Origin of the sequence: uncultured Alistipes sp. (assembly GCF_902388705.1) — a bacterium.
In the GTDB taxonomy this organism is placed as follows: domain Bacteria; phylum Bacteroidota; class Bacteroidia; order Bacteroidales; family Rikenellaceae; genus Alistipes.
This window is the reverse complement of sequence record NZ_CABMQJ010000036.1, coordinates 1-23,490: the sequence shown is the minus strand read 5'-3', so window position 1 is coordinate 23,490 and position 23,490 is coordinate 1. Positions and strand designations below refer to the sequence as shown.

The following is a 23,490-nucleotide window of genomic DNA, read 5'->3' as shown; positions in this document are numbered from 1 at the left end:
CAGGCAATCATCGCCGCGTCGCCGCGGTCGCCGGCGCCGTTCCAGATGTCGTCGCCTTCGGCGATAATCGAGCTGGGCAGCGGCTCGAATCCGGGGTTCATGAAGCGGGCAAAGTGGCGGAAGGAGTTGAGCGCCGACTCGTTGCCCACCCCATAGCCCAGGAAGGGGAAGAACGGATTGACGTATTCGGCCTGGTCGTTGGCCCAGATGGCCGCATAATAGGACTCGCCGCCGGGAGCGTGCATGTAGCCGCCGCGGGTTTTGACGATGCTTTCGGCAGCGCGGAGCTTGGCGTAACGGAATTCGGTGTCGATGACCGAATCGGGAGTTTCGAGCACGAGGTTGGCGTCGATGCATCCGTGCACGAACTCCATCCGGGCGGCGTACTCCGCCGCCACGTCGGGCCGCAGGGGCTCTCCGCCGCTGCGGTAAGCCTGGAACACGGCGTCGAACGCAAGCGAGTCGGCCGGGGCGAGCGTAAAGGTACCGCTGCCCGCGATATCGCCCCGCACCACGTAGCTGCCCGTAACGCCTTTGGCCGGGTCGGTGGTCACGACCTGCGAAAATTCGGGTATATAAACCGCCAGCGGCTTTTCGCCGACGTTGCGCAGCACATAACGTTCGCACATCAGCGGCAGGCTACGCGACGGAAAGACCGTGCGCGTCATCTCCACGACGGGTACGGGTTTCGTATCCCGGGCCGAACCCACGTTCATCTTACCGACTCCCCAGAGGCTCCGCACCGTCAGCGCGCCGTCGATGGACACCTGCTCCACACGCTCGGCCTGCAAGGCAAGGCCGTTGACGCCCAGCAGCGAGGGAATGTCCGTCGCCATGCGGTACATCAGGCTGGCGTGGGTGTTGTTGGGCACGGTGCGCAGCAGCGGGAAGACGAGCGAGCGCTCCTGCCGGAAGGCGCCGTTCGAGTCGACGCCCCAGCGAAGCACGAACGCCATCCGCTCGCCGCTCATCTCGATGTGGTCGTCATGCGGAATATCGCTGCCGACCGTCCACACGATTTCCCGTCCGCCGGGACGTATCTCCCACCGCTGGCTCCACGCGGCGGCCGTAAACAACAGGAACATGCAGGTCAGTAAGGTTCTTCGAATCATAAGGTTTCCGTTTTTAGGGTTTAAAGAGCCTAAAGATAGCGATTATTCATCAATTTTTATCGCCCGGGACAGCTCGCGGCTGCGTTTCAGCCGCAATTCGAGCGTACATTCCCGCTCCCCGGCGAAGCGCGTATTCTGCAGCAGGTACAACGGCAGCCAGCCGTAGGCTTTCACGCCGTCGTATTCGGCCTCGACCAGGCAGTTGCAGTAGCGCACGCCGAACTCCTGCTCGGGCTCGAAGACCCGGGCGACGGGAACCGTGCAGCGTCCGCGGCGGTCGGTCGCGGCCTCGGCCTGCGGCTCGGGAATCACGGCATAGGTATACCAGCGCACGGGATAGAACCGCACGGCGGCGCCCCGCACCGGGCTTCCGTCGGCCTCCGTCACCTCGATGCGGATACGGTCGGGCAGCACGCCCGCCACCAAATCGTCGATGTCGATGTTACGGTCGCCGGCCAGGTCTATCATGTTGACCGCATAGTCGCTCCAGTGCTCCTCGCCGTAGGGATAGTTCATGATGCAGCGTACCCCAGGAAAAGCCTCGCCGTTGACGGGGTTTTTGTCCGCATCGACTTTCATCGCATAGATGTCCGGAACGCCCCGTGCATGGCCGAATTCGTGGATGATGCCGTCGATGGCATTCTTTTCGAACGGGCTGTTGAACCGGTCGTTGTGCGTACGCGAATGGTAGATGGTCTGAATCCCGTCGCCGTACCAGCCGCCGCCCACCTCGCGGGGATCGGATTTGTAGCCGTCCATCACCACGAGGTAGTCGTGGTCGGGATGCGGCTTGCGGACCTCGTCGGCCGATACGCCGTCGTAAATGTAGAAGGCGTCCCAATCCACGACGAACTCATAGACGGCCCTGAAGCGGGCATCGTAGTTGAAGGCCCGGTTGACGCGCCGGAACATATCCTCCGTCAACCGATGCACACGCTCGATACCGCCCAGCGAATCGACCGATTCGCGGTCGATGCCGATTTTGACCCGAAACGTGCAGACCGGCTGCGCGGCAACGTACCCGGTGAAAGCCAGCATCGCGGCCAGCAAGGTTGTTCGCAAAGTCTTCACAGGCGTCAGCTTTTAAGCGATTCCTCAATCAGCGCCAGCTCTTCGGGCGTGTAGGTCGCCGCCACCACGTCCTCGCCCGCCGCACGCGAAACATGGGAGAGGAAGAAAAGGAATTTGTCGTAGGGGGTCTTGAGCCCCTCCTGTCCCGAATCGCCCAGCGCGTACAGCTCCCGGAACGCCTTTTTGTAAACGTCCCAGCCGTAACGCTCCTTGATGCGCAGGAACGTGTAGTGGAGCGCGTCGCCGTTGTTTTTGGGGATGCCCGCGCCGATGGTTTCGTCGTAGAAAATCTTATAGTAGTTGATTACGTCGGCGCCGCGGTAGCAGATGTCGCGCTGCGACATGGTACCGTCGCACGCTTCGAGCGCATAGGACATGCGGAAATTGGCGAAAATCTCGTCGTTCCAGTTCCAGCGTCCCGAGCCCTTGATATTGCCCTGGGAGAATACATGGCCGATTTCGTGGATGATGCCGAAGCCCCAGTCGCCGAATTCCACCGTGCGGTCGAGTAGTTTCGACACGGCGACATGGCTGTTCCACAGGATGGGGTTTCCGGCCAGCGCCCAATAGCCCGGCTCGATACCCGGCGTGTTGAGAATCATGATTTTGCGCCCGTCGAACGGCACCTCGCCGATCAGTTCGCGGTACGCCTCGTAGGTGCGGTCGAGCATCGCGAGCCATGCATCGACCTCGGCATCGGAGATGGTCACCTTGTCGCGGTCGAGTTTCAGCACGATGTGCTCGCTCTCGCGGGAATAAATCGCCTCCTCGGGCGTCGGCATGACTTTCACCTCGTCGTACCACACCGTACCCGAAGCCTTGCCGCCGTTGTAGGTTCCCCACGGGAAACCCAACCCGCAGCAGATTACGGCCTCGCCGTTGCGGTCGGGGACGAAATCCATGTAGACCTCGGCCCAGTCGCTCGTGCCGTAGGCGAACTCGGAAGCGTTCCACGACTGCTCCAGTCCCTCGGGCTCGAGGTACAGCACGGCGCCCCGGCCGTCCTGTACACTGTCGCATTTCATCCGGGCGCTCACGCGGTAGAGTTTGCCGGGATGAAGTCCTTTCAGTTTGTGTTTGACGGCCAGCGCGGTCTTCGCAGGGCTGGAAATCTTCACGCATCCGCTGCCGTTCACGCCCCCGTCGGGCAGGTATTCGACCGTACCGGGCGTATCGGTGTCCCACGTCCAGGTGCGGGCAAAGCGGTCGGGCCGGTCGAAATTGTCGGCGAAGACCTTCACCTTGGCCCCGAAAGCGCACAGGCACAGCACACACGCCGCAATGGCGGCGAGTATAATTACTACTCTCTTCATTTTGTTCGTTTCGGTTTTTCCACCGCAGTACGGGCCCGCAGCCCGCACAAAGGCGGCGGAGGTTATTGCAACTGTTTACGTATCGAGGCCAGCTCCATCTCGGTGAAATACTGCGTTTTGACATCGATGTCGCGGCCCGTCTGCTCGCTCGCGTACTTGGAGAGCAGCGAAAGCAGGTATTCGAACTTCTCGTATTTGCCCGAGGGCGCGCCGCCCTTGGTCGTCAGCTCGCGGAAAGCCGCCTTGAACGGTTCCCAGCCGATGCTGTTGGCATCCGCCAACCGCCCCAGCATGTAATGGATGCCGTTGTCGTTGACCTGCGTGTAGACCGTATTGTCGTAATCCTTCTTGTACATATCGAGTATCTCGCGCCCGGTGTAAACCCGCTCGTCCATCCAGACCTTGCCCTGGTTCTGCTCGAGGCCGTACTGCATCCGGAAATTGGCGAACATCTCGTCGTTCCAGTTCCAGCTCGAGTTGCCGAGGTTGAAAACGTGCCCCAGCTCGTGCATCAGGCCGAAGCTCCACGTGCCGTGCTTGGCCAGCTCTTCGAAGGTGGAGGTCACGGCCGAATAGTTGCTGCTCCACAGAATCGGATAGCCCGCCAGCGCCCAATAGCCGCTTTCGAGCCCGCGCGAAGAGAGGATCGCCAGTTTGCGCCCCTCGTGCGGAGTCGCCCCCATCAGTTCGGCATAAGCCTCGTACATCTTGTCGAGGTTGGCGAGCCACTCGGTAATCTGCGCCGCGGAGGCATAGACCTGCGACGGCTCGATGAACAGGCGGACATGCTCGCCCTCCTGCATGAAGAGTTCGTCGGTCACCTTCACCACGCTCACATTGTCGAAATAGACCGTACCGGTCGAGAAACCGCCGTTGGTCGTGCCGCCGTAGCGGAATCCCAGCGCACAGACGATTTCGGCCGTGCCGTCGTCCTGCGAAAGGAAGTCGGCGTAGAGCGACGTCCAGTTCTTGAGGTTGGTGCCGTAGAGGAATTTCGAGGCGCCCCAATACTGCTTCTGCGACATGTCGAACAAGATGGCACCGCGGCCCTCGCCCTGCGGGATGTCCGAATATTTGACCTTGGCGTACACGCGGTACATCTGGTCGGGCTCCAGGCCCGTGAGTTTCTGTTTGATGCCCACGCCGCATTTGCCGTTCTCGGGGAACTGCTGTATCTTGATGCAGCGTCCGCCGTTCACGCCGTCACCCTCGGCCACCTCGACGGCGACCTTGCCGCCATTGTGGAAGTCGACGCGCGTCCAGCCCGCCAACCCCTCCTCGAACGAGCCGTTCGTAATCTCCACGGCATTGGGATCCACCCCCGGGCCGGGAGGCTCGGGCGCAGGTTCGCCGCCTTCGTCGCCGCCGCACGACCACAGGATCGCCGCCGACATCAGAGCTAAAAGAAAGAATCGTAAATTTTTCATAACCATATATTTAATTGCATTTATCGCAAAGTTTTCAGGGCGTTTATCTCCGACTGCGTAAAGTACTCCTGCATCAGGTCTTTGCCGGCATGGCGCGACAGCACCGAGAAGAAATAGTCGATTTTCTCCCACTTGGTCGTACCGCACGACGTCTGCGGGGCCAGGTCGTACAACTCCCGGAAAGCCTTGCGGAAAGGCTCCCACCCTTCGGCATCGGCCATGCGCGTCATCACGTACATCAGCCCGTCGCCGTCGGCTGCAACGCCCCGGGCCAGCGTTTCTTCGTACGATTTGCGGTACATGTCGCTGATCTGCGCCCCGGTGTAGACCGTGTTGTTCAGATAGACTTTATATCCCGTCCTGCAGAGTGCGTAATACATGCGGAAATTGGCGAAAAGCTCCTCATTCCAGTTCCATTCGCCGTTGCCGCGGCCGTAAGCGCCCGTCACGTAGTTTCCGGGGGCGAAGTTGTGCCCCATCTCGTGCATGATGCCGAATACGGCATTGTCGTAGCGCACCACTTCGTCGAGCGTCGAAGCGACGTAATCGCGGTTCCACTGAATCGGATACCCCGCATAGGCCCAGGCGTCGATCACTTTCGAAAGGACAATCATCTTCCGGCCGCCGAACGGCACGAAAAAGTCGAACAGTTCGGTATAGGCGTCGTAGACCTTGTCCAGTTTTGCCAGCCAGCCGTCCATCGCACCGTCCGATACCCGTACCAGCGCCTTTTCGAGGTACATTTCGAGGTGCTCGCTCTCGCGGTGGTACATTCCCTCGGGCGTGCGGAGCGCAACGTCGTCGAACCAGACGGTTCCGCGCGAATCCCCGGCCCAGAATCCCAGCCGGCAGCCGACGACGGCCGTGCTCTGCTCGGCGATGAACTGCACGCTGCGGCGTGTCCAGCCGTTGGTTCCGGTAAAAGGCTCCGACCCTGTCCAGACACCCTGCCCGAACAGGCAGATATTGCCGCCCCGGCCGCCCGTGACACCCGAGGTGCGCACCATGGCCGAAAGTTCGTAGAGTTTGCCGGGAACCAGCCCCGAAACGGATTGCGTCACCACGGCGTCGGTCGTATAATCGCCCTCGGTGCAGGCGATGCGAATGCCCGCCGAGCCGTTGAAGCCGCCCTGCGGCTCATAGGTGAATACGGCACGATCGGTCTGCCATGCGTTCGTCTTTTCCCAGGCACCGGCAGCGCCCGTAAAATCCACTTCCTGCTCGAATCCGGGATTCGAAATCTCCACGACGAGCACCTCGGGCTCCCCGGGCTGGCCGGGTATTTCGGGCTGTTCCGGTTCTTCCGGTTCGGGCACGGCCGCCCCGTCGTCGTTCCCGCAGGCCCGGCAGGCCAGCGACAGGAACAGCGATGCGAACACGACAGCGCAATATTTCAGGTAATTCATAGGCGGTATTTTTTCCGGGCTGCCACATACCCGGGCAGGTTCCCCTGCCCGGTATATGCAGCATCGGGTTATCGATTCGAAGTACTAAAATTCATCGACCGTAAGCGGACTCTCAAGGTAGCACTTGATGGTCTGTCGCTTGTCCTGATTCTTGTCGTCATCATTCCAGTAGTACTGGAAATCGAAGAAGACGGTACCGGTTTCCATGTCGAAATAGCTTCCGTAATCCATGATCTGCGCCACCTGCTGCCCCTCGTTGTAACCGCTGGTGACTTTCGAGAAAGCATGCACGACGCGCTTGTTCTGGTCGCCGTTGTAAACTTCGTCCCAGGCAACGTACCAATGGTAACCGGTAGACCAGCTGTAATAGCAGTTCACATAGGGATAGGCCTTGCCGTCGACCTTCGTATCGCTCGGTTTGGTCGTGGCCTTCATATAGTTGCTGTTGGTCCAGCCCGCGGTGCTCGTCTTCTGAAGGTCGTCGCTGGAGTTGCGGTTGCTCCATGAGCCGTAAAGCGTGCGCTTCAGCCGGACGTATACCACATCGTCGCTCTTCATGACGCTGCCCTGCGGCAGTTTGGTCTTGTCCAGTGCGAAAGGCAGCACGTACTCCTTGCCGTCGTCGAAAGCGATCCCCGTCATATCCACGGTAACGGTCGCAGAGGTCTTCACCGCGCCGGCCGCCATCGTGGCGTTGGTGACGGTAATCTTCGAAGCGTCGAGCGCCTCGTAGGTCTTGCCCTTCGAATCGTTATAGGCGGCAATCTTCGACGCATCGTAGGCAAATTCGACAGGCACGTCGTCAGCCAGCGCACCGTTCAGCACCACATCGAGCTTAATCCCGTGCGAGAGGCGCGTTGCGGCTTCGTAGCGGTCGGTATTGCTCACCGAGAACTGAATCTCCTGAATGGTCACCTTCACGTAGTAGATATTATCCTGCAGAATCGTATAGTCACTGCCGGCCATCTTCAGGGGAAGCAGGTACGCATAGTCGGGATCGAGCGTCGAAGCGTCGAGCGTAATGCCGTAGACCAGCGAGAGCGCCTCGGCGTCGAACGTCCCGGCATCAATCGAGTAACATGTGGAAGGCAGCAGCAGGCAATCCGACTGGTTGGCGTCGTTGTAGGCGTCGACCATCTCCTGCGTAGCGGCAAAAGCCAGTTTGGAAGGCTGCAGGGTCGTGAAGTTGGCACGGCACGACAACTCCAGTCTGCGCGACACGGGCACGCCGGAGATGAACGTCAGTTCCTCGGGGGCGACAGGTGCGTCGACGGTCACCGTAGGTTCGCTGAACGAGAAACGCACGAGGGCGCTCAATCGCTGCGATTCGGAATTGACCGTGGTTTTGGGCACACAGGCAAAAGGAATCACATAGTTTTCGGCCTGCCGGGGCGAACCGGCCGCAGTCACAATCGCCTCGGGCTTGAACTGGATCGTAAAGGTCGCCGTCTTGGCTTTCTCGGGAAAAGCGACGGACGCTGCGCTTATCGTATACCCCGAGGCCGGCATCATCCCGAACGAAGCGCCGTTCAATTCGTTATAGTCGTCGAGCAGCGTCTGGTCGACGACGATGTCGAACTCGGCGGCCTTGCTCAACCCCTCGGTACGGGTGAGCGTGACGGTATATGCGTCGTTCTGGTAGATGGAAACGGTCGGAACGGTCGTCATGCCCGAGTCTTCGAGCACTACGTCCGGCAGGACGACGATAGGGTCGTATTCCACGTCGCAGCCGCTGAAGGGCAGCGCCAGGGCCGCAAACATCAGTATCTTAAAAAACTGTTTCATAGCTGATTTTCCATTTTTAAGTTTAACATGTCGGTAAGGCCCCTGCTGCTAATAGTAAGGCGCCTGCACCAACTGCGTGTTGAGCATGACTTCCGAGGATTTGATGGGCAGGAAGTAGTGCTGGATGTCGAAGCGCTTGTTGGCGACTTTCATCAGGGTGAAGAACGACGGGTCGGTGGCGCTCGTTCCGCGCGACATGTCCAGGCCGTATGCGTCGTGGTTGAACTCGCCGTTGGGGCCGTGGGCCGTAAACCAGCGACGGACGTCGAAATAGCGGTTGCACTCCCACGCCAGTTCGATCTTGCGCTCGTGGCGGATCATCTCGCGCATCTGCTCCTGCGAATAGGTGCCCTCGTAAGCCGGAATGCCGGCGCGCGTGCGGATTTCGTTGAGGTAATAGAGCGCCTCGTCCTGCTTCGACGTACCGTAGTACTCGTTCACCGCCTCGGCATAATTGAGGTAAACTTCACCCAGCCGGATGATGGGGAACGGCACGTTCAGCATGCGCGTGGCCTCGCTGGTCTGCTTGTTGCTGCGGTAGTCCAGCGGAACGTTCTTGCGCACGGAGAATCCCGAGGTGTTCTTGTCGCCCGGGGTGCTGCCGTTGCCGCTCAACCCCGAGTACCAGAAGTCGACCACGCCGTAGCCGTCGGCATCCTGATAGCTGTCCGTCTTGTTCTCGTAGGCATAGGAAAGTCGCTGGTTGGGGAAATGCACCGACGCGTAGAAACGCGGTTCGCGCCCGACGAACATCCAGAACGTATTGGCAATCGTACCGTCGCCGGCCTCGCTCGAAAACTTCTTGGATGCGAACCACTCCTCGAGCGGGCGGCTCACGCTTCCGTCGGCCATGAAGAAGTCGTTGACCATGTCGATGGCAAGCGAATAGCGGCCGTTCCAACCGTACCACCGTGCGGGCAGGGCGCACATGGCGTACCACTGCACCGAATTGGGATGTCCCCAGATGATCTCGGTGTTTTTGTCGGCGCCCCATGTCGTCGTCACGGCGCGGTAATTATCCACAATCTCATCGAAAGTGGCGTCAGCAGCCGGTTTGAGCAGTTTGTACTCGGGCATGTCGATTACCGTCTTGGCGGCATCGGCGGCCGTTTTCCACAGCTCCTTGTCGTAGGTCTGCGGCATAAGCACCGTACCGTCGTAGTTCGTCCAGTTCTTGTAGGCCGTATTGCCGTTGAACAGCGGGCTGGCGACCATCAGCGCCATGCGCGACTGAATCGCACGGGCCGCGCCGATGGTGGGAAGTCCCAGCGTGAATTTCTCGTCGCGGGCGGCGGGCATACCGTTTTCGCAGGCCCAGTCGATCTCGCCGTTAATCCAGCTCACACACTCTGCGAGCGTATTGCGCGCCTGTGAAGCGGCGATCTGGTCGGCCGTGCGGCTAGTTTCGACGATGGGTATCGGGCCGTAGAGGCGCAGCAGCAGGTAGTGGTAGTAGGCACGCATGAAACGGGCCTCGGCCTTCATCGTGCGGCGATCTATCTCGCCCAGCTCGGCGCACTGATCCACATTCTCGAGGAAGATGTTGCAGTGGCGGATGGCCTGGTAGTAGCGGACGAAGAAATAGAGGTTGTAGCCCGTATAGCCGTAGTAGTTGTCGGGACTCATCTTACCCTCGGCAATGTTGCGGACGAACGACTCCATGATGTAAGCCGACTCGTCGGTACACCAGAAATAAGGGAGCTGGCTGCTGTAATGCATCTCCTGAACCATGAAATCGTCGCTGTAAATGCGGTTGTACCACTTGGTGGTTTCGATTTTCGAAGAGAAAATCTTATCCATCGAGTTCAGGTCCTCGGGATCCTGGTCCAGATAGTTGGCGCAACCGGTCAGCAACAGGAACGACGCCAGCAGTAAATATACGATATTCTTTTTCATACGTTAGGCTGTGTTAGAAAGTTAAATTCACACCGACGAAAACCTGGCGCTGCATGGGATAGGCATCGGCACCTGTTTCGGGATCCCAGAAGTCGGAGATAAACTTGCTGATCGTAAAGAGGTTCACGCCCGTAGCGTAGACGCGCAGCGAACTGCACCGCAGTTTATTGGCCCATGCCGAAGGCAGCGTATAGCCGATTTCGACGTTCTTCAGGCGCAGGTAGCCGCTGTCGCGCTGCCACCAGGTCGAAGTCTTGTAGTTGTTGGCGTCGGCGCCGTACGACAGGCGGGGCGAGAATGCACGGGGATTGGGGTTATCCTCCGTCCAGCGATCCTTGAACATCGTCATCACGTTACCCATGAACTTGGGCCCGCGGTCTGCCTGGAACGGGTAGAAATACCAGCCGCCGCTCAAGTAGGACGAACGGTTCGCGCCGCCCTGGAACAGGAACGAGAAGTCGAAGCCCTTGTAGTTGAGCGATGCGCCGAAACCGTAGACGATCTCCGGCATCCTGGGATTGCCGATCCACGTCATGTCGGCCTCGGTGATTTTGCCGTCGTCGTTCAAATCTTCGTAGCGGATGTCGCCAGCGCGCAGCTGCTTCTTGTCGAGGCCGAACTGCGTATAGTAGTCGGGCATGTTGTCCAGCTCCTCCTGCGAGAAGAGGTGCATGGCGCGGTAACCCTGGGTCAGGCCGTAGCGCACGCCGCGCTGATCCTGCCACGGATAGGCGTAATACTTGCCGTCGTCAATCACCTCGTTGCGGGCGAAGGTGAAGTTTCCGCGCACGGAAACGGTGAGGTCTTTGCTGAAACGCTTGACGTATTCGGCGGAAACCTCGAAGCCGCGGTTCTCCATCAGGCCCATGTTGGCGTAGTTGGTGTAGTCCTTGGGCAGGCCCGAAATCTCCGAGAACTGCGGTGCGAGGAAGATGTTCTCACGCCGTTCGAAGAAGAAGTCCGCATTGATTTTCAGTTCGTTGAAGAATCCGGTTTCGATACCGAGGTTGTATTTGGTCGATACCTCCCACGTCACGTCCTCGTTGGACATACGGCCCTCGCCGATACCTCCGGCTCCCTGGTCGAAGTTGACGCCGATGTTTCCGTAGCCGGCGGCGTTGTTGTTAATCGTCGCCAGGTAGATGAAGCGGGTACTCGGAATCTGGTCGTTACCTACCTGTCCCACCGATGCGCGGATTTTGAGCCACGTCAGCACCTGGCTGTTGCGCAGGAAGCTCTCCTCGGAGGCCACCCAACCGAGGGCGACTGCGGGGAAGACGCCCATGCGCTTGCCCTTGGCGAAGTTCTCCGAGCCGTTGAAACCGATGTTGGCCTCAATCAGGTAGCGTTTGTCGAAAGCATAGGTAAGGCGGCCGGCCAGACCGATCGAACGGTTGGGCAGCGACTTGAGGTAATCGTTCGTAGCCTCCTGCACACGATAGTCTTTGGCAAAGCCGAGCAGCAGGCCGCCGACCTCGTGTTTTTCGCCGAACGTCCGGCTGTAATTAATCGCCGCCTCGACATACTGCGTACGGGTGCCGTTGCCGGACTGGTTGTAATTCAGGTACTCCTGCTTCTGGTCGGCCTGCCACTCGGTGCGAATCAGCTCGCCGTCCTGGTCGCGGCCCGTAGCCTCGAAGAAATTGATGTTGCGCGAGCGCTTCTCCACCGAGTAGTTCACCGCGTCGTAGGCATAGCTCACCTTGGCCGAAAGACCCGGGGTGAGGAACGAAAAATCCTGGTTGATGGTCAGGTTGGCACGCAGCGTATTGCCGGTGGTCTTCTGCCAACCGCGCTGGGTGAGCATGTTATACGGGTTGTTCAGGCCGTCGCGGCCGGCCAGTTCGCCGTCCTTGAAGCGGACGGGGAAAGCATTCGGCGCCGCGTTGATAATGTCGCGGTAGATGGCCGCCGAGCCCTCGACGGGTTCCATGTTCTCGGTCACGTTGCCCTGCACGCCCAGGTTCACCACCGTGGTTTTGGTGATGTCCATGTCGACGTTGGAACGGAAGTTATAACGTTTGTAGTTGACATTCTCGCCGTAGCGGCCGATGCGGTCGTCCACCCACGAATACTGGCCCGGCTGCACGGCATACTGTCCGTCCTGGTTATAAAAGGAGAGGGCCGAGAAATAGCGGGCGAACTTACCGCCGCCCGAGATGTTGGCGCTCACCTTTTCCGACAGCGACACCTTGCGCATCAGGAGTTTCTGCCAGTCGACGTCGGGATAGAGTTCGGGGTCGCTCTGCATACGCATCGCCGTAATCTCGTCGGTACCGTATTTCAGGGCCGCAGATGCCCCGACGGCATCCACCGCCTCGTTGAACATTTCGGAGCGGGTGGCGGCGTCGACGAACGACAGGCGCTTGCTCGCGAACGAGAAACCCTGCTCGTAGCGCAGGTCGATGCGGGCCGGGCCTTCGAAACCGCGGCGCGTATTGACGAGGATAACGCCGTTGGCGCCGCGAACGCCGTACACGGCCGTAGCGCTGGCGTCCTTGAGCACGCTGAACGACTCGATTTCGAGCGGGTCGACATCGTTGAGCGGGCGCTCGATGCCGTCGACCAGAATCAGCGGATCGGGGCTGCCCGTAAAGGTAGCGATACCGCGAATCCAGAACTGGGCGTCGTCCTTGCCCGGCTCGCCCGAAGTTTGCAGTGCGACCACGCCCGCCAGGTTACCGGCCAGCGTCTGGCTCAACGAGCGCACGGGGACGCGCAGTTCCTCGGGCCGAATCGTGGAGATAGCACCCACGACCGATTCGCGTTTCTGCGTGCCATAGCCCACGGAGACGATTTCGACACTCTCCACACCGATTGCCTCGGGCTTGAGGGTAATCGTTACGGAGGCTTCGCCCCGCGACGAAACCTGCTGCGTTTCATAACCGACGTACGACACGACCAGCGTGACGTTGCGGCTTGCATTCTTCAGGTTGAAACTACCGTCGACGTTGGTAGCCGTGGCGATCGTGGTACCTTTGACCATGACCGTCGCACCGATGACAGGCGCTCCCTGCTCATCGAGCACGCGTCCGGAGATGCCGGAAGCCTGCGCCCACAGCAATGACGCGGAAAATACAGCCGTCACGAGCAATAGCGCTTTCCTGAAAAAAAGGTTAGTAGATAGACTCATACACACACTAATTTTAAGGTTAGTAAATAAGGTTAGTTGGTGTCCCGGGAACGGCAGGCGGATACGACCGTTCCTCCATAACGAATTTAGAACGGCCCTCCGGGATAAATGTCCGCCGAACAACAGCGGGCGCCCCGGATTACGATTTTTGCCTGTTATGTACGATTTTATCCTGGATTTTTTCGGAATGAGCGCCCGATGCGGGAACGCACGGGAGGTATGGACGACGGACGGCACAGGAACACGGCCATCTGAAAGCAAGCCGCAGGAGGCGGCCATAAGGACGGGCGGCAGGCGGAAGACAACCGGCGGCGGATGCCAGGTGCCCGGCCACGGATGTGGCGAAAAGCAGCGTGCGGGACGGCGGACAGGCGGGCAAACGGACAGCGACTGGCGGCGGGCCGGCGACGGACAAATCAGTGCGGACAGGCAGATGGTGCCGGACAGCTTGCGGACGGATTGCGGACGGATTGCGGACGGATTGATAGCAACCGGACAACTTGCGGATGAACAAACAGGGGCTGACAGACAGCGGAGAGCGGAAAAAGCGATGTTTTTTAAGGCACAACCGTGCCGGGTCCCGATTATTTGCTAATTTTAAAACGACAAAAACAGAATCGGGAAATTTAATTTTGGTATTTATGGCTGAATGCACCTATCCCCGCCCGGACAGCGGGGACATCGGAGCTGCGATTATCGCGCTGGAAACGCAGGCGCTGGAGCAGTGGAACAACGGGAACCCGGACGGATTCATAGCGCTGTCGTCCGACAAGGTCGTCTACTTCGACCCGGCCCTCGAAAACAAACTCGAGGGTAAAAAAGCGTTGGAGGCGTATTACGACAAAGTACGCGGAAAAGTCAAAATCGACAATTACAGGATGATAAAACCCGTCGTACGGTTATTGCCGGGGACGGCCCTTTTGACATACGACTACGAGGCCTGCAGGGACGGACAGGTATTCAGGATGCACTGCACCGAAGTTTACGCAGCATCCCCCTCCGGCCGGTGGGAAATCGTGCACACCCACTGGTCTTTCGTCCTGCCGGGCAGGTAACCCGGCGGGGCCGGAGCAAGAACCGGAGCCGAAGCAAGAACAAAGGCCGGAGCAGGAGTCGGAACAGAAGTCCGGACAGAAACCAGAGCTGGAACCAAAACCAGAACCGACATTAACGCCAAAGTCGGAACGGGAGTCCGGACAGAACCAGAACCAAAACCAAAACCAAAACCAGAACCAAAACCAGAACCGACACGAACGCCCAAGTCGGGACGGGAGTCCGGACAAGTCCCAGAGCAAGGGACGGGAACAGGAAAACAGAAGCGGGAACGCTCCATGCGCAATCCACAAAAAAAAGCGGGACGGTGCACCCACCGTCCCGCCGTATAATCGGCCGAATCAATCGTTATTCGCCTTTGGCAGCTTTCCAAAGCGGGAAGTACTTGTCGTACTTCTCCTGAACGCCCGGTTCGTCACGCAGGCGGAAGCACAGCTGCTTGAGCATGTCGAGCGTATTGAAATCGTCGGATTTCAGCTCATAAGCTTTCTCGAACCACGGAATAGCCTGCATATAGACTTCGTTGGCAGCTTTCAGATCGGCATCGTAAGCCGCCTGGCTGCTGTACTGCTTCTCGTTCATCACCTTGTTCATCTCGTCGGCCTTGATCGTGTAGAACACGCCCAGGTAATAATTACCCTCGAACAGGTCGGGCTTCAGCTCCACGACTTTGCGGAACGAATCGATGCTCTCGTCGTAATTCTTCAGCGCATAGAAGATACGTCCACGGCCGAACCAGAGGTCGATATTCTCGGGATTGTTCTCGATAGCGGCGTCGATCAGCGCGATAAGGTCGGCGGGGTCGCCCACCTGATCCTCGGGCGAGGTGTACAGCTGTACCAGCGCCTCGAGGATACGCTCGTTCTTCGGGAATTTCCCGATACCGGCAATCAGGGCGTCCTTGGCCTTCATGATGTTCGCCTTGTCGGCATCTTTCTGGCCGTAGTAGCAGTGGAAGAGGTAGTAGTAGATGTTACCCTCCTCGTCGACATAGTTCAGGTCGAGGGCCTTGGTCAGGTAATCGGCACCCAGGGCGAACGATGCGGGGTTCGTGGAGCCGTCCACCGTACGCAGGTAACCCGCATAGTAGAGCAGCGCCGGGTCGGGCGTCCCGTAAGCGGGAATCGACTGCGCCTTGAAAGCCTCGGCATACGCATCGGCAGCAGCGGCGTACTCACCCGTGTCGATACCCGTGTTGCCGGCCTGCGAGCAGAAGTCGCTGATTTGTTTCAGCCCCTCCTTCACCTTCGACTCGGATTTGGGATCCATCTCGAAAGCCTTGGCATAGGCCTCGATAGCCTTTGCGGGAGCGTCTTTGAGCACCCAGTCGGTCTGCTTCCAGGTAGCTACCTTGCCGTCCTTGATATAGGCCGTGAAATAGGGATACACCCATGCTTCGTAGTCCGTGCCGACGAGCGTTTGCTGGCCCGTGGACGAGGGCTCGCCGACAGCCAGTTTCAGCATCGCGGCGTCCATATTCGCAAAGAGGTTCTTCGTAGGCTCCACGGCCGCTTCGTAAAAAGCCTTGCCGCGGTTGATCCACGTTGCCGACTTGGCGCTTTTCTTCGCGTCGGCGATGTCGGCGTCGCTCTTCTCGATCTTGGAGAGAAGCGCGCCCTTGTTGACTTTCTGGGCCTGCACGGCGGGAATTGCCACGAGCAGCGCCGCGAGAGCCGTCAAAACGATTTTCTTCATAACAACATTGAATTTTAAAGTTTTAATTTCAGTTCATCTACTCTTCCGCCGGCTGTCCTGCTTCGGGGGTTGCGTCCCCGTTCGCGGTAGCCTCCGCGGACTGTACTTCCTCTTCTTCATCGCCGGCTGCGGGTACGGCCATCACCGAAGCGATGGCATCGCCGTCACGCAGGTTGATGATACGCACGCCCTGCGTAGCGCGGCCCGCCAGGCGGATCTGCGACACAGCCGTACGTATGGTAAGTCCCGAACGGTTGATAATCATCAGGTCGTTATCGTCCGTAACGGCCTGAATGGAGATAAGTTTGCCGGTTTTCTCCGTAACGTTGATAGTCTTCACACCTTTACCGCCGCGGTTGGTGATGCGGTATTCGTCCAAATCAGTACGCTTGCCGTAGCCGTTCTCGCTCAATACCAGTACGTCCTGTGCCGAATCGGGTTCCACACAGATCATGCCGATCACCTCGTCGCTCTCTTCGATCGAGATACCGCGGACACCCGCGCCGACACGCCCGATGGGACGCACCGTCGACTCGTTGAAGCGGATGGCCTTGCCCTCGCGCGCCGCAATCATCACCTCGGCGTTGCCGCTGGTGAGCTTGGCCTCGATGAGCTGGTCGCCCTCGCGGATTACGATGGCGTTCACACCGTTCTGGCGCGGACGCGAGTAAGCCTCGAGTCTGGTCTTCTTAATCGTGCCGTCCTTGGTACACATGATGATGTAGTTGCTGTTCACGTACTCGGCGTCGTTCAGGCGCTTGACGTTGATGTAGGCGCGCACCTTGTCGTCGGGTTCGATCTGGATGACGTTCTGGATGGCGCGTCCTTTCGAAGAACGGGCCCCCTCGGGTATTTCGTATACCTTGAGCCAGTAGCAGCGGCCTTTCTGAGTGAAGAAAAGCATCGTGTTGTGCATCGAGGCGACGTAAATGTGTTCGATAAAGTCTTCGTCGCGCGTAGCGCTGCCCTTGGCGCCGACGCCGCCGCGGTTCTGCGTGCGGTATTCGGCCAGCGGCGTACGTTTGATATAGCCCATGTGCGAGATGGTGATGACCATGTCGTCGTCGGCGTAGAAATCCTCGGGATTGAACTCCTCGGAAGCATAGACGATTTCCGAGCGGCGCTCGTCGCCGTATTTCTCCTTTATCTCGAGCAGCTCGTCCTTGATGATCTGCATCTGCATGTCGACGTTCTCGAGCACCTCTTTCAGGTGGGCGATGGTCTTCGTCAGTTCATCGCGCTCGGCGGTCAACTTGCCGTACTCGAGTCCCGTCAGGGCGCGCAGGCGCATCTCGATGATGGCCGAAGCCTGCAGCTCGCTCAACTCGAAGCGCTCCATCATCGCCTGCTTGGCAATGTCGGGAGTCTGCGACGAACGGATGATATGCACGATTTCGTCGATGTTGTCCTGCGCTATGAGCAGGCCCAGCACGATGTGCAGCCGCTCCTCGGCCTTGCGCAGGTCGAAGCGCGCGCGACGCACCACCACCTCGTGGCGGTGGTTGACGAAATGCCGCACCAAATCGCGCATCGGCAGCATTTCGGGGCGGCCGTTCACCAGCGCGATATTGTTCACCGCAAACGAAGTCTGCAGCGGGGAGTTCTTGTAAAGCGTGTTGAGCACGACGCTCGCTACGGCGTCGTGTTTGAGGATGATAATAATGCGCAGGCCGTCGCGGTCGGACTCGTCGTTGATGTAGGAGATGCCGTCGATCTTCTTCTCGTTGATCATGTCGGCTATCTTCTTAATCATCTCGGCCTTGTTTATCATGTAGGGAATCTCGGTGATGACGATGCACTCGCGGCCGCTGGGCGTATGCTCGATTTCGGTCTTGGCACGCATCATGACGCGGCCGCGGCCCGTGAGCATCGCCTCGCGGACACCCTCGTAGCCGTAGATGATACCGCCCGTGGGGAAGTCGGGGCCCTTGATATACTGGAGCATCTCCTCGCCCGTGATTTCGGGGTTGTCGATATAGGCGCAGCAGGCGTCCACCACCTCGCTCAGGTTGTGCGGGGCCATGTTGGTCGCCATACCTACGGCGATACCGCTGGCGCCGTTGACGATCAGCAGCGGAATCTTCGTGGGCAGTACCGTGGGTTCGGGAATCGTATCGTCGAAGTTGAGCGTCCAGTCGACGGTCTCCTTGTCGATGTCGGCCATCACCTCGTCGGTGATCTTCTTCATGCGGGCCTCGGTATAACGCATGGCCGCAGGCGAGTCGCCGTCCATCGAACCGAAGTTACCCTGGCCGTCGACCAGCGGATAACGCATCGACCACTCCTGGGCCAGGCGCACCATGGCGTCGTAGACCGACGAGTCGCCGTGGGGGTGGAACTTACCGAGCACGTCGCCGACGATACGGGCGGACTTACGGGTAGGCTTATCGGAGTAGAGGTTGAGCTCCGCACTCATATCGTAGAGGATACGGCGGTGTACGGGCTTCAGTCCGTCACGCACGTCGGGCAGCGCACGCGACACGATGACCGACATCGAGTAGTCGATGTACGCCGACTTCATCTGCTCTTCGATATTGATAGGAATAACGCGTCCCACCAAACCGGCATTCTTTTCTTCTTCAGTTAGCATCTTATCTCTTTAAAATTACGGTCTTTTAACGAACAAAAATACGATTTATTTCCGATTTGAACAACTTTAAGCCGGGAAATATCGCGTACGCGGGCAAGATTTTTCGGGGACATCCCCGTTTTTGCCCGTTTTCCGGCGATCTGACGGCCTGAAATAAAATTCCCGGCAGGTGGGCGGCATTTTTTGCCGGTACGGCGGATTTTTTTACCTTTGCGGCTTCGATTCCACCTTATGACACGAATAAACACCCCCGAAGAAGTCCTTGCACTGGCCGGCAGATCCGCAGCGTACAAGCTGCAACTCCCGGCAGGCAAAACCCTCGTACTCGCATTTCTGGCCGGCGCCTACATCGCCATGGGCGGCCTGTTCTCCCTGATGGCCGGATTCGGATTTCCCGGTGCGGCCGAAGCGCCCGGGCTGCAGCGCCTGCTGTCGGGGCTGGTCTTCCCGCTGGGACTGATTCTGGTGGTCTTCGCGGGAGCGGAGCTTTTCACGGGCAACAACGCCGTGCTCGTCCCGGGAGCGCTCGAGCGCCGGTACGGCTGGGGCAAGGTGGCGCGCAACTGGACGCTGGTATATTTGGGAAATTTCGCCGGGGCGCTGTTCTTCGGCTACTTTCTGGTCGTACTGCCGGGCGTACTGTCGACGGAACTGTGGCGGGATGCGGCCTGCGGCATCGCGCAGGCGAAAGTTTCGCTGCCGTGGCTGACGGTGTTCCTGCGCGGCGTGGGCGCGAACTGGCTGGTGTGCCTGGCCGTATGGCTCGGATTGAGCGCCGGGGACGCCCCGGGCCGTATGCTGGGGCTCTTTTTCCCGGTCATGTGCTTCGTGGTAATCGGCTACGAGCACTGCATCGCCAACATGTTCTTCATCCCGCTGGGCATGATGCTCGGCGCACCCGTATCCACGGCCGAGTTGCTGCTCGCGAACCTCCTGCCCGCCACACTCGGGAACATGGCGGGCGGAGGCCTCTTCGTGGGCGGCCTCTACTGGTATCTGAACCGGAAATAATCAGCGGAAATCGATAAATTCGTACCCGTCGTATTTCCCCTTCTCAAAGGATTCGAGCGGGGACGCGAGCGGGGAGATGCCGAGCACGGCGACGGATACCCGTTCGCCGTCGTAGTCATACGACAGCGAGAGGGGCCGCATGGCGGCGGTGTCGACCGTCAGGGTTATCGTACCCGACGAGGAGGTGTTTGCCGACGTCGGCGTCAACAGGATTACAGCCCTCCCCTGCTGTGCGCCGACCAGCGACGCGGTGTATTCGCTGCCGAGGAAATCGAACGCCCGGACAGGGTTGTTGAGGATATTGCGGCTCGCCGTGTCGACCTGGTCGATGGTCACCTCCCGGCGACGGTTGTCCACTTCGTAGCGCACCGTGCCGTCGCAGTAGACTTCGGCGTCGCCCAGTACGAGGTAATACCCCTCCCCCTCGACGGCATCCCGCCCGCGGGCGGCGTATTCGTCCGCCGCAACCTCGAACGCCACGCCGTAGGCGCCCAATGCGCGGAATCCGGCGGTAACCTTGCCGAGGATTTCATCGGCCTCCGCCACGTCGGACGGAGCGCAGGGAAAGGCCGTCGTTCCGGCATCCGGCGCCTCGGCAGACGGGAAAAACGGCGACGGTGCGGCCTCCGTGCACCCGTCGGCGAAGGCACGCCCCGTAAAACCGGCGCCGGCCGCACCGGAAATCCCGGGCGCGGCAGCAGCCGTCCCGACACCGGGAAGCAGCAAGATAGCGAGCAGCAATCGTTTCATGGCGGTAAAATCAGAATAAACCCAGTTCCTGCAGCTTCGCTTCGAGCGACGGCAGGTCGTGGTAAAGGATGTCGCGCGGCTTGGCGCCCTGCTGGCGGCCGACGATGCCGGCGCGTTCGAGCTGCATCATGATGCGCCCGGCGCGGTTGAAGCCCACCTCGTAGTTGCGCTGAATCATCGAAGTCGAGATATTGCCGCCCGAAACGGCGTCGCGGGCGATTTCGGCGAAGAGCGAGTCGTATTTCACGGGCGCGGAATCCTCGCTGCCCATACCGCCCGCCGAATCGCCCGTATCGGGCGTATAGTCGGGCAGTGCATAGGCCGCGGTATAGCCCTGCTGTTTCGATATGTATTCCACGATGCGCTCGACCTCTTTGGTTTCGACCAACGCGCACTGGATACGGGTCAGCTCGCCGTCTTTCGAGAAGAGCATGTCGCCGCGGCCGATGAGCTGGTTGGCGCCCGGCTGGTCGATAATCGTACGCGAGTCGATCATCTGCATCACACGGAAGGCGATACGTGCCGGGAAATTGGCCTTGATACCGCCCGTGATGACCTTGACATCGGGGCGCTGCGTGGCGATAATCAGGTGGATGCCGATGGCGCGGGCTTTCTGCGCGAGGCGCATCACCGGCCCCTCGACCTCGCGGGCCGTCATAATCAGGTCGGCGAACTCGTCGACCACGACCACGATGTAGGGCAGGTAGCGGTGGCCTTTTGTCGGATTGAGCCGCCGCGCCGTGAATTTCTCGTTGTACTCGGCGATGTTGCGGGCCCCGGCGTTCTTGCAGAGTTCGAGGCGGGCGTCCATCTCCGTGCAGAGCGAATTGAGCGTATAGACCGCTTTCTTGGGATCGGTGATGATCGCATCGTCCTCCGACTCCATCTTGGCCAGGAAGTGGCGCTCGATTTTGGCGTAAAGCGAGAATTCGACCATCTTGGGGTCAATCATCACGAACTTGAGCTGCGCCGGATGCTTGCGGTAAAGCAGCGAGGTGATGATGGCATTCAGTCCCACGGACTTACCCTGTCCCGTCGCACCGGCCACCAGCAGGTGGGGCATCTTGGCCAGGTCGAACACGTAATTCTCGTTCTGAATCGTGCGCCCTATCACCACCGGGAGTTCGGCTTTCGACTCCTGGAAACGCAGCGAGCGCACGGCGGAGTACATCGACACCACCTGCTTGTCGCGGTTGGGCACCTCGATACCGATGGTCCCCTTGCCGGGGATGGGGGCGATGATGCGAATTCCCAGCGCCTTGAGGCTCTGGGCAATGTCGTTTTCGAGGCCCTGGATTTTCGATATTTTCACCCCCTGCGCCTGCACGATTTCGTAGAGCGTCACGGTGGGGCCGACCGTGGCTTTGATACGCTGGATGGGAATGCCGAAGTTCTTGAGCGTATCCTCGATTTTGGTCTTGTTCTCGAATATCTCTTCGTCGCTCACCTCCGAGTCGGAAACATAGTCTTCCAACAGCGTGACGGGGGGCTTGCGGTAGTTTACGAGGTCTTTCAGCGGGTCGTAGCTCTCGGTCGGAATCGACTTCTCGTCGACCATGCGGGCCTCGTTGGCCTCGACCGTAACGACAACGCCCTCCTGCCCGGCGGAGAGTTCGGTGAACGGCTCCCCGGGAGCCTCGGCGCCGTGCATGGGCAGCCCGTCTTCCGCAATTTCGGCGGGTGCACTTCCGGTGGATACCATTTCGGAGGGTATGCCCTCCGCAGGTTCGGCCGCCTCTTCTCCGCCCACGACGATTTCGGTGAACGGCCCGTCCGTGACGGGTGTGCGGGCGGCCGCGTGACTTCCGGCCGGACGCTCCAGCTCGACCAGCCCGCTCGGGCCGATAACCAGGCGCCCTTCGGGACGCGAAAGATCCACTTCGATAAATTCGCCGTCCCCGTCCGCCGCCGCTTCGGGCTGCGGTTCGCGCGCGATTTCAAGGCCGACAGGCGTACCGTCGGGTGCCAGTTCGACGAACGGATCATCGTCGTGCACGTCACGCACAGCCGGTTTCTGCAGGACGGGCGCCTCGTCTGCCGCACGCTCCGCACGGCGCACGGCACGCACGACTTCGGCAGTCTCTTTCACGGGAGGTTTCGCCGCCGCCCGGGCCGCCGCTTCGGCCTCCGGATTCGCCGCCGGGGCCGTATCTACAGCAGGTTCGGCAGCTTCTGCCTCCTGCGCATGTGCATGAACGACCTTGTGTTTGACAATCTCGACAATGCGGCCGCTCTTGTCGACCATGGCGTTGCCCGCCTCGTTGACCTTGTTGATAAAGTTGCGGTTGATGAAAACGCCGGTCAGTATCCACCCTCCCACGAGCAGAATCAGCGTTCCGAAAACCCCGATGTGCGTACGCAGCAGGGCCGCAGTCTCGATGCCGAAAGCACCGCCCCATCCTGTCGAGCAGCAAAGGCTCCATTTGTCCGTAAAAGCGAATCCCAGCGTCAGCGAGCCGAGTATCATGATGAGGAAAAGCGAAAGAATCGAGTGGTTGAACAGCAGCGGGCGCTGGCGGATAATCCGAACGCCGACGAGCACGATCATCACCGGAATCAGGATACCGAACAGGCCGAACGAATTGTCGACCAGCAGGCGGCCCAGCTTCGCGCCCGACCATCCGCAGAGGTTCTCCGGCTCGACGCCCAGCGTGGCGCGCTCCTCGGGCGAGAGCAGCAGGCCGCTCTGGTCGGCCGACCAGCTGAAGAACGAAAACAGGACGGCCGAGGCGGCGTACAGCCCGATGAAGAGCAGCAGCAGGCCCGCGACCCAACGCGCGCTGTCGCTGTTGGAACGCTGGACTTTCTGTCGTCCGTTGGAAGATGCGGATGTATTTTTAGATGCCATCAGTGTTGCGCTTGATTTTTATCAAGCGAAGTTACGCATTTTTTTCGACATTTCGGAATTCGGAGGTGCAAAATCGGGATTCGCCAACAATCCGCCGCCGTCACAGCGCCCCGGCGGCTTTCTTTTCCAGGCGGAGGCGGTAGGCTTCGTCGGCGAATGTACGGAACGTGTATTCGGGCCGGTGCTGCGGTTCGGCGTGCAGGCCGTAGCTGTCCAGCAGTTGTACGACACGGCGGGCGACGGCGGGCGACGGGTCGACGATCGTAACGCCGCGCCCCGCGACCACACGCTCGAGCACGGGCAGCAGGAAAGGATAATGCGTACAGCCGAGCACAATCTGGTCGGCGCCGTGCGCCAGCATGTCGGCAACGGCGGCGCGGACGGCCGCCTCGGCCTCGGG

General features: G+C 59.8%; 14 protein-coding genes and 1 pseudogene. 2 read left to right on the top strand and 13 right to left on the bottom strand.

Going from position 1 to position 23,490, the window contains the following annotated elements; translation table 11 throughout:
• The 8 genes and pseudogenes from QZT71_RS09005 to QZT71_RS08970 form a co-directional block, all read right to left on the bottom strand.
• Window positions 1-1,112 (bottom strand): annotated as a pseudogene (locus QZT71_RS09005) (hypothetical protein); the annotation flags it as partial.
• Between the two features lie 42 nt (window positions 1,113-1,154).
• Complete coding sequence (locus QZT71_RS09000) at window positions 1,155-2,183, bottom strand: hypothetical protein (RefSeq protein WP_295915341.1); 1,029 nt, start codon at window positions 2,181-2,183, stop codon at window positions 1,155-1,157.
• 5 nt (window positions 2,184-2,188) lie between these two features.
• The gene (locus QZT71_RS08995) at window positions 2,189-3,496 is read right to left on the bottom strand and encodes a M60 family metallopeptidase (protein ID WP_295915338.1); all 1,308 of its coding nucleotides are present in this window, start codon (window positions 3,494-3,496) and stop codon (window positions 2,189-2,191) included.
• A gap of 62 nt (window positions 3,497-3,558) precedes the next feature.
• Window positions 3,559-4,923 (bottom strand): M60 family metallopeptidase, encoded by a 1,365-nt coding sequence (locus QZT71_RS08990; RefSeq protein WP_295915337.1) that lies wholly within the window; start codon window positions 4,921-4,923, stop codon window positions 3,559-3,561.
• A 20-nt stretch (window positions 4,924-4,943) separates the two neighbouring features.
• Window positions 4,944-6,329 (bottom strand): hypothetical protein, encoded by a 1,386-nt coding sequence (locus QZT71_RS08985; RefSeq protein ID WP_295915335.1) that lies wholly within the window; start codon window positions 6,327-6,329, stop codon window positions 4,944-4,946.
• 84 nt (window positions 6,330-6,413) lie between these two features.
• Window positions 6,414-8,114, bottom strand: a complete 1,701-nt coding sequence (locus QZT71_RS08980) for a DUF1735 domain-containing protein (protein ID WP_295915333.1) — start codon at window positions 8,112-8,114, stop codon at window positions 6,414-6,416.
• A gap of 48 nt (window positions 8,115-8,162) precedes the next feature.
• Complete coding sequence (locus tag QZT71_RS08975) at window positions 8,163-10,010, bottom strand: RagB/SusD family nutrient uptake outer membrane protein (protein ID WP_295915332.1); 1,848 nt, start codon at window positions 10,008-10,010, stop codon at window positions 8,163-8,165.
• A 13-nt stretch (window positions 10,011-10,023) separates the two neighbouring features.
• On the bottom strand, window positions 10,024-13,143 hold the full coding sequence (locus QZT71_RS08970) for a TonB-dependent receptor (RefSeq protein WP_295915331.1): 3,120 nt from the start codon (window positions 13,141-13,143) through the stop codon (window positions 10,024-10,026).
• A 641-nt stretch (window positions 13,144-13,784) separates the two neighbouring features.
• Between QZT71_RS08970 and QZT71_RS08965 the strand changes: the two genes are divergently transcribed.
• On the top strand, window positions 13,785-14,198 hold the full coding sequence (locus QZT71_RS08965; RefSeq protein ID WP_295915330.1) for a DUF4440 domain-containing protein: 414 nt from the start codon (window positions 13,785-13,787) through the stop codon (window positions 14,196-14,198).
• A 346-nt stretch (window positions 14,199-14,544) separates the two neighbouring features.
• Here QZT71_RS08965 and QZT71_RS08960 read toward each other — a convergent pair whose 3' ends face one another.
• Window positions 14,545-15,891 carry a tetratricopeptide repeat protein gene (locus tag QZT71_RS08960; protein WP_295915329.1) on the bottom strand — a complete coding sequence of 449 codons (1,347 nt, stop codon included), beginning with the start codon at window positions 15,889-15,891 and terminating at the stop codon, window positions 14,545-14,547.
• Between the two features lie 37 nt (window positions 15,892-15,928).
• Complete coding sequence (gyrA, locus tag QZT71_RS08955) at window positions 15,929-18,481, bottom strand: DNA gyrase subunit A (RefSeq protein ID WP_295915327.1); 2,553 nt, start codon at window positions 18,479-18,481, stop codon at window positions 15,929-15,931.
• Window positions 18,482-18,712: 231 nt separating this feature from the next.
• Here gyrA and QZT71_RS08950 point away from each other — a divergent pair, with 231 nt between their 5' ends.
• A complete protein-coding gene (locus QZT71_RS08950; protein ID WP_295915325.1) occupies window positions 18,713-19,492 on the top strand; it encodes a formate/nitrite transporter family protein in 780 nt (259 codons plus the stop codon).
• Here the strand turns inward: QZT71_RS08950 and QZT71_RS08945 are convergent, their stop codons facing one another.
• From QZT71_RS08945 to QZT71_RS08935, 3 genes are all read right to left on the bottom strand, one after another.
• Window positions 19,493-20,242, bottom strand: a complete 750-nt coding sequence (locus QZT71_RS08945) for a hypothetical protein (RefSeq protein ID WP_295915324.1) — start codon at window positions 20,240-20,242, stop codon at window positions 19,493-19,495. It lies immediately after the preceding gene.
• Between the two features lie 10 nt (window positions 20,243-20,252).
• Window positions 20,253-23,090, bottom strand: coding sequence for a DNA translocase FtsK (locus QZT71_RS08940; protein ID WP_295915323.1), 2,838 nt, complete (start codon window positions 23,088-23,090; stop codon window positions 20,253-20,255).
• Between the two features lie 100 nt (window positions 23,091-23,190).
• On the bottom strand, window positions 23,191-23,490 hold a 300-nt coding region (locus QZT71_RS08935; protein WP_295915321.1), incomplete at its 5' end, for an aspartate/glutamate racemase family protein.

Coding starts and splice junctions, on each gene's coding strand:
- QZT71_RS08960 (WP_295915329.1), bottom strand. CDS start 15,891: ATGAAGAAAATCGTTTTGACGGCTCTCGCGGCGCTGCTCGTGGCAATT.
- QZT71_RS08990 (WP_295915337.1), bottom strand. CDS start 4,923: ATGAAAAATTTACGATTCTTTCTTTTAGCTCTGATGTCGGCGGCGATC.
- QZT71_RS08995 (WP_295915338.1), bottom strand. CDS start 3,496: ATGAAGAGAGTAGTAATTATACTCGCCGCCATTGCGGCGTGTGTGCTG.
- QZT71_RS08975 (WP_295915332.1), bottom strand. CDS start 10,010: ATGAAAAAGAATATCGTATATTTACTGCTGGCGTCGTTCCTGTTGCTG.
- QZT71_RS08965 (WP_295915330.1), top strand. CDS start 13,785: ATGGCTGAATGCACCTATCCCCGCCCGGACAGCGGGGACATCGGAGCT.
- QZT71_RS08980 (WP_295915333.1), bottom strand. CDS start 8,114: ATGAAACAGTTTTTTAAGATACTGATGTTTGCGGCCCTGGCGCTGCCC.
- QZT71_RS08940 (WP_295915323.1), bottom strand. CDS start 23,090: ATGGCATCTAAAAATACATCCGCATCTTCCAACGGACGACAGAAAGTC.
- QZT71_RS08945 (WP_295915324.1), bottom strand. CDS start 20,242: ATGAAACGATTGCTGCTCGCTATCTTGCTGCTTCCCGGTGTCGGGACG.
- QZT71_RS08970 (WP_295915331.1), bottom strand. CDS start 13,143: ATGAGTCTATCTACTAACCTTTTTTTCAGGAAAGCGCTATTGCTCGTG.
- QZT71_RS08950 (WP_295915325.1), top strand. CDS start 18,713: ATGACACGAATAAACACCCCCGAAGAAGTCCTTGCACTGGCCGGCAGA.
- gyrA (WP_295915327.1), bottom strand. CDS start 18,481: ATGCTAACTGAAGAAGAAAAGAATGCCGGTTTGGTGGGACGCGTTATT.
- QZT71_RS08985 (WP_295915335.1), bottom strand. CDS start 6,329: ATGAATTACCTGAAATATTGCGCTGTCGTGTTCGCATCGCTGTTCCTG.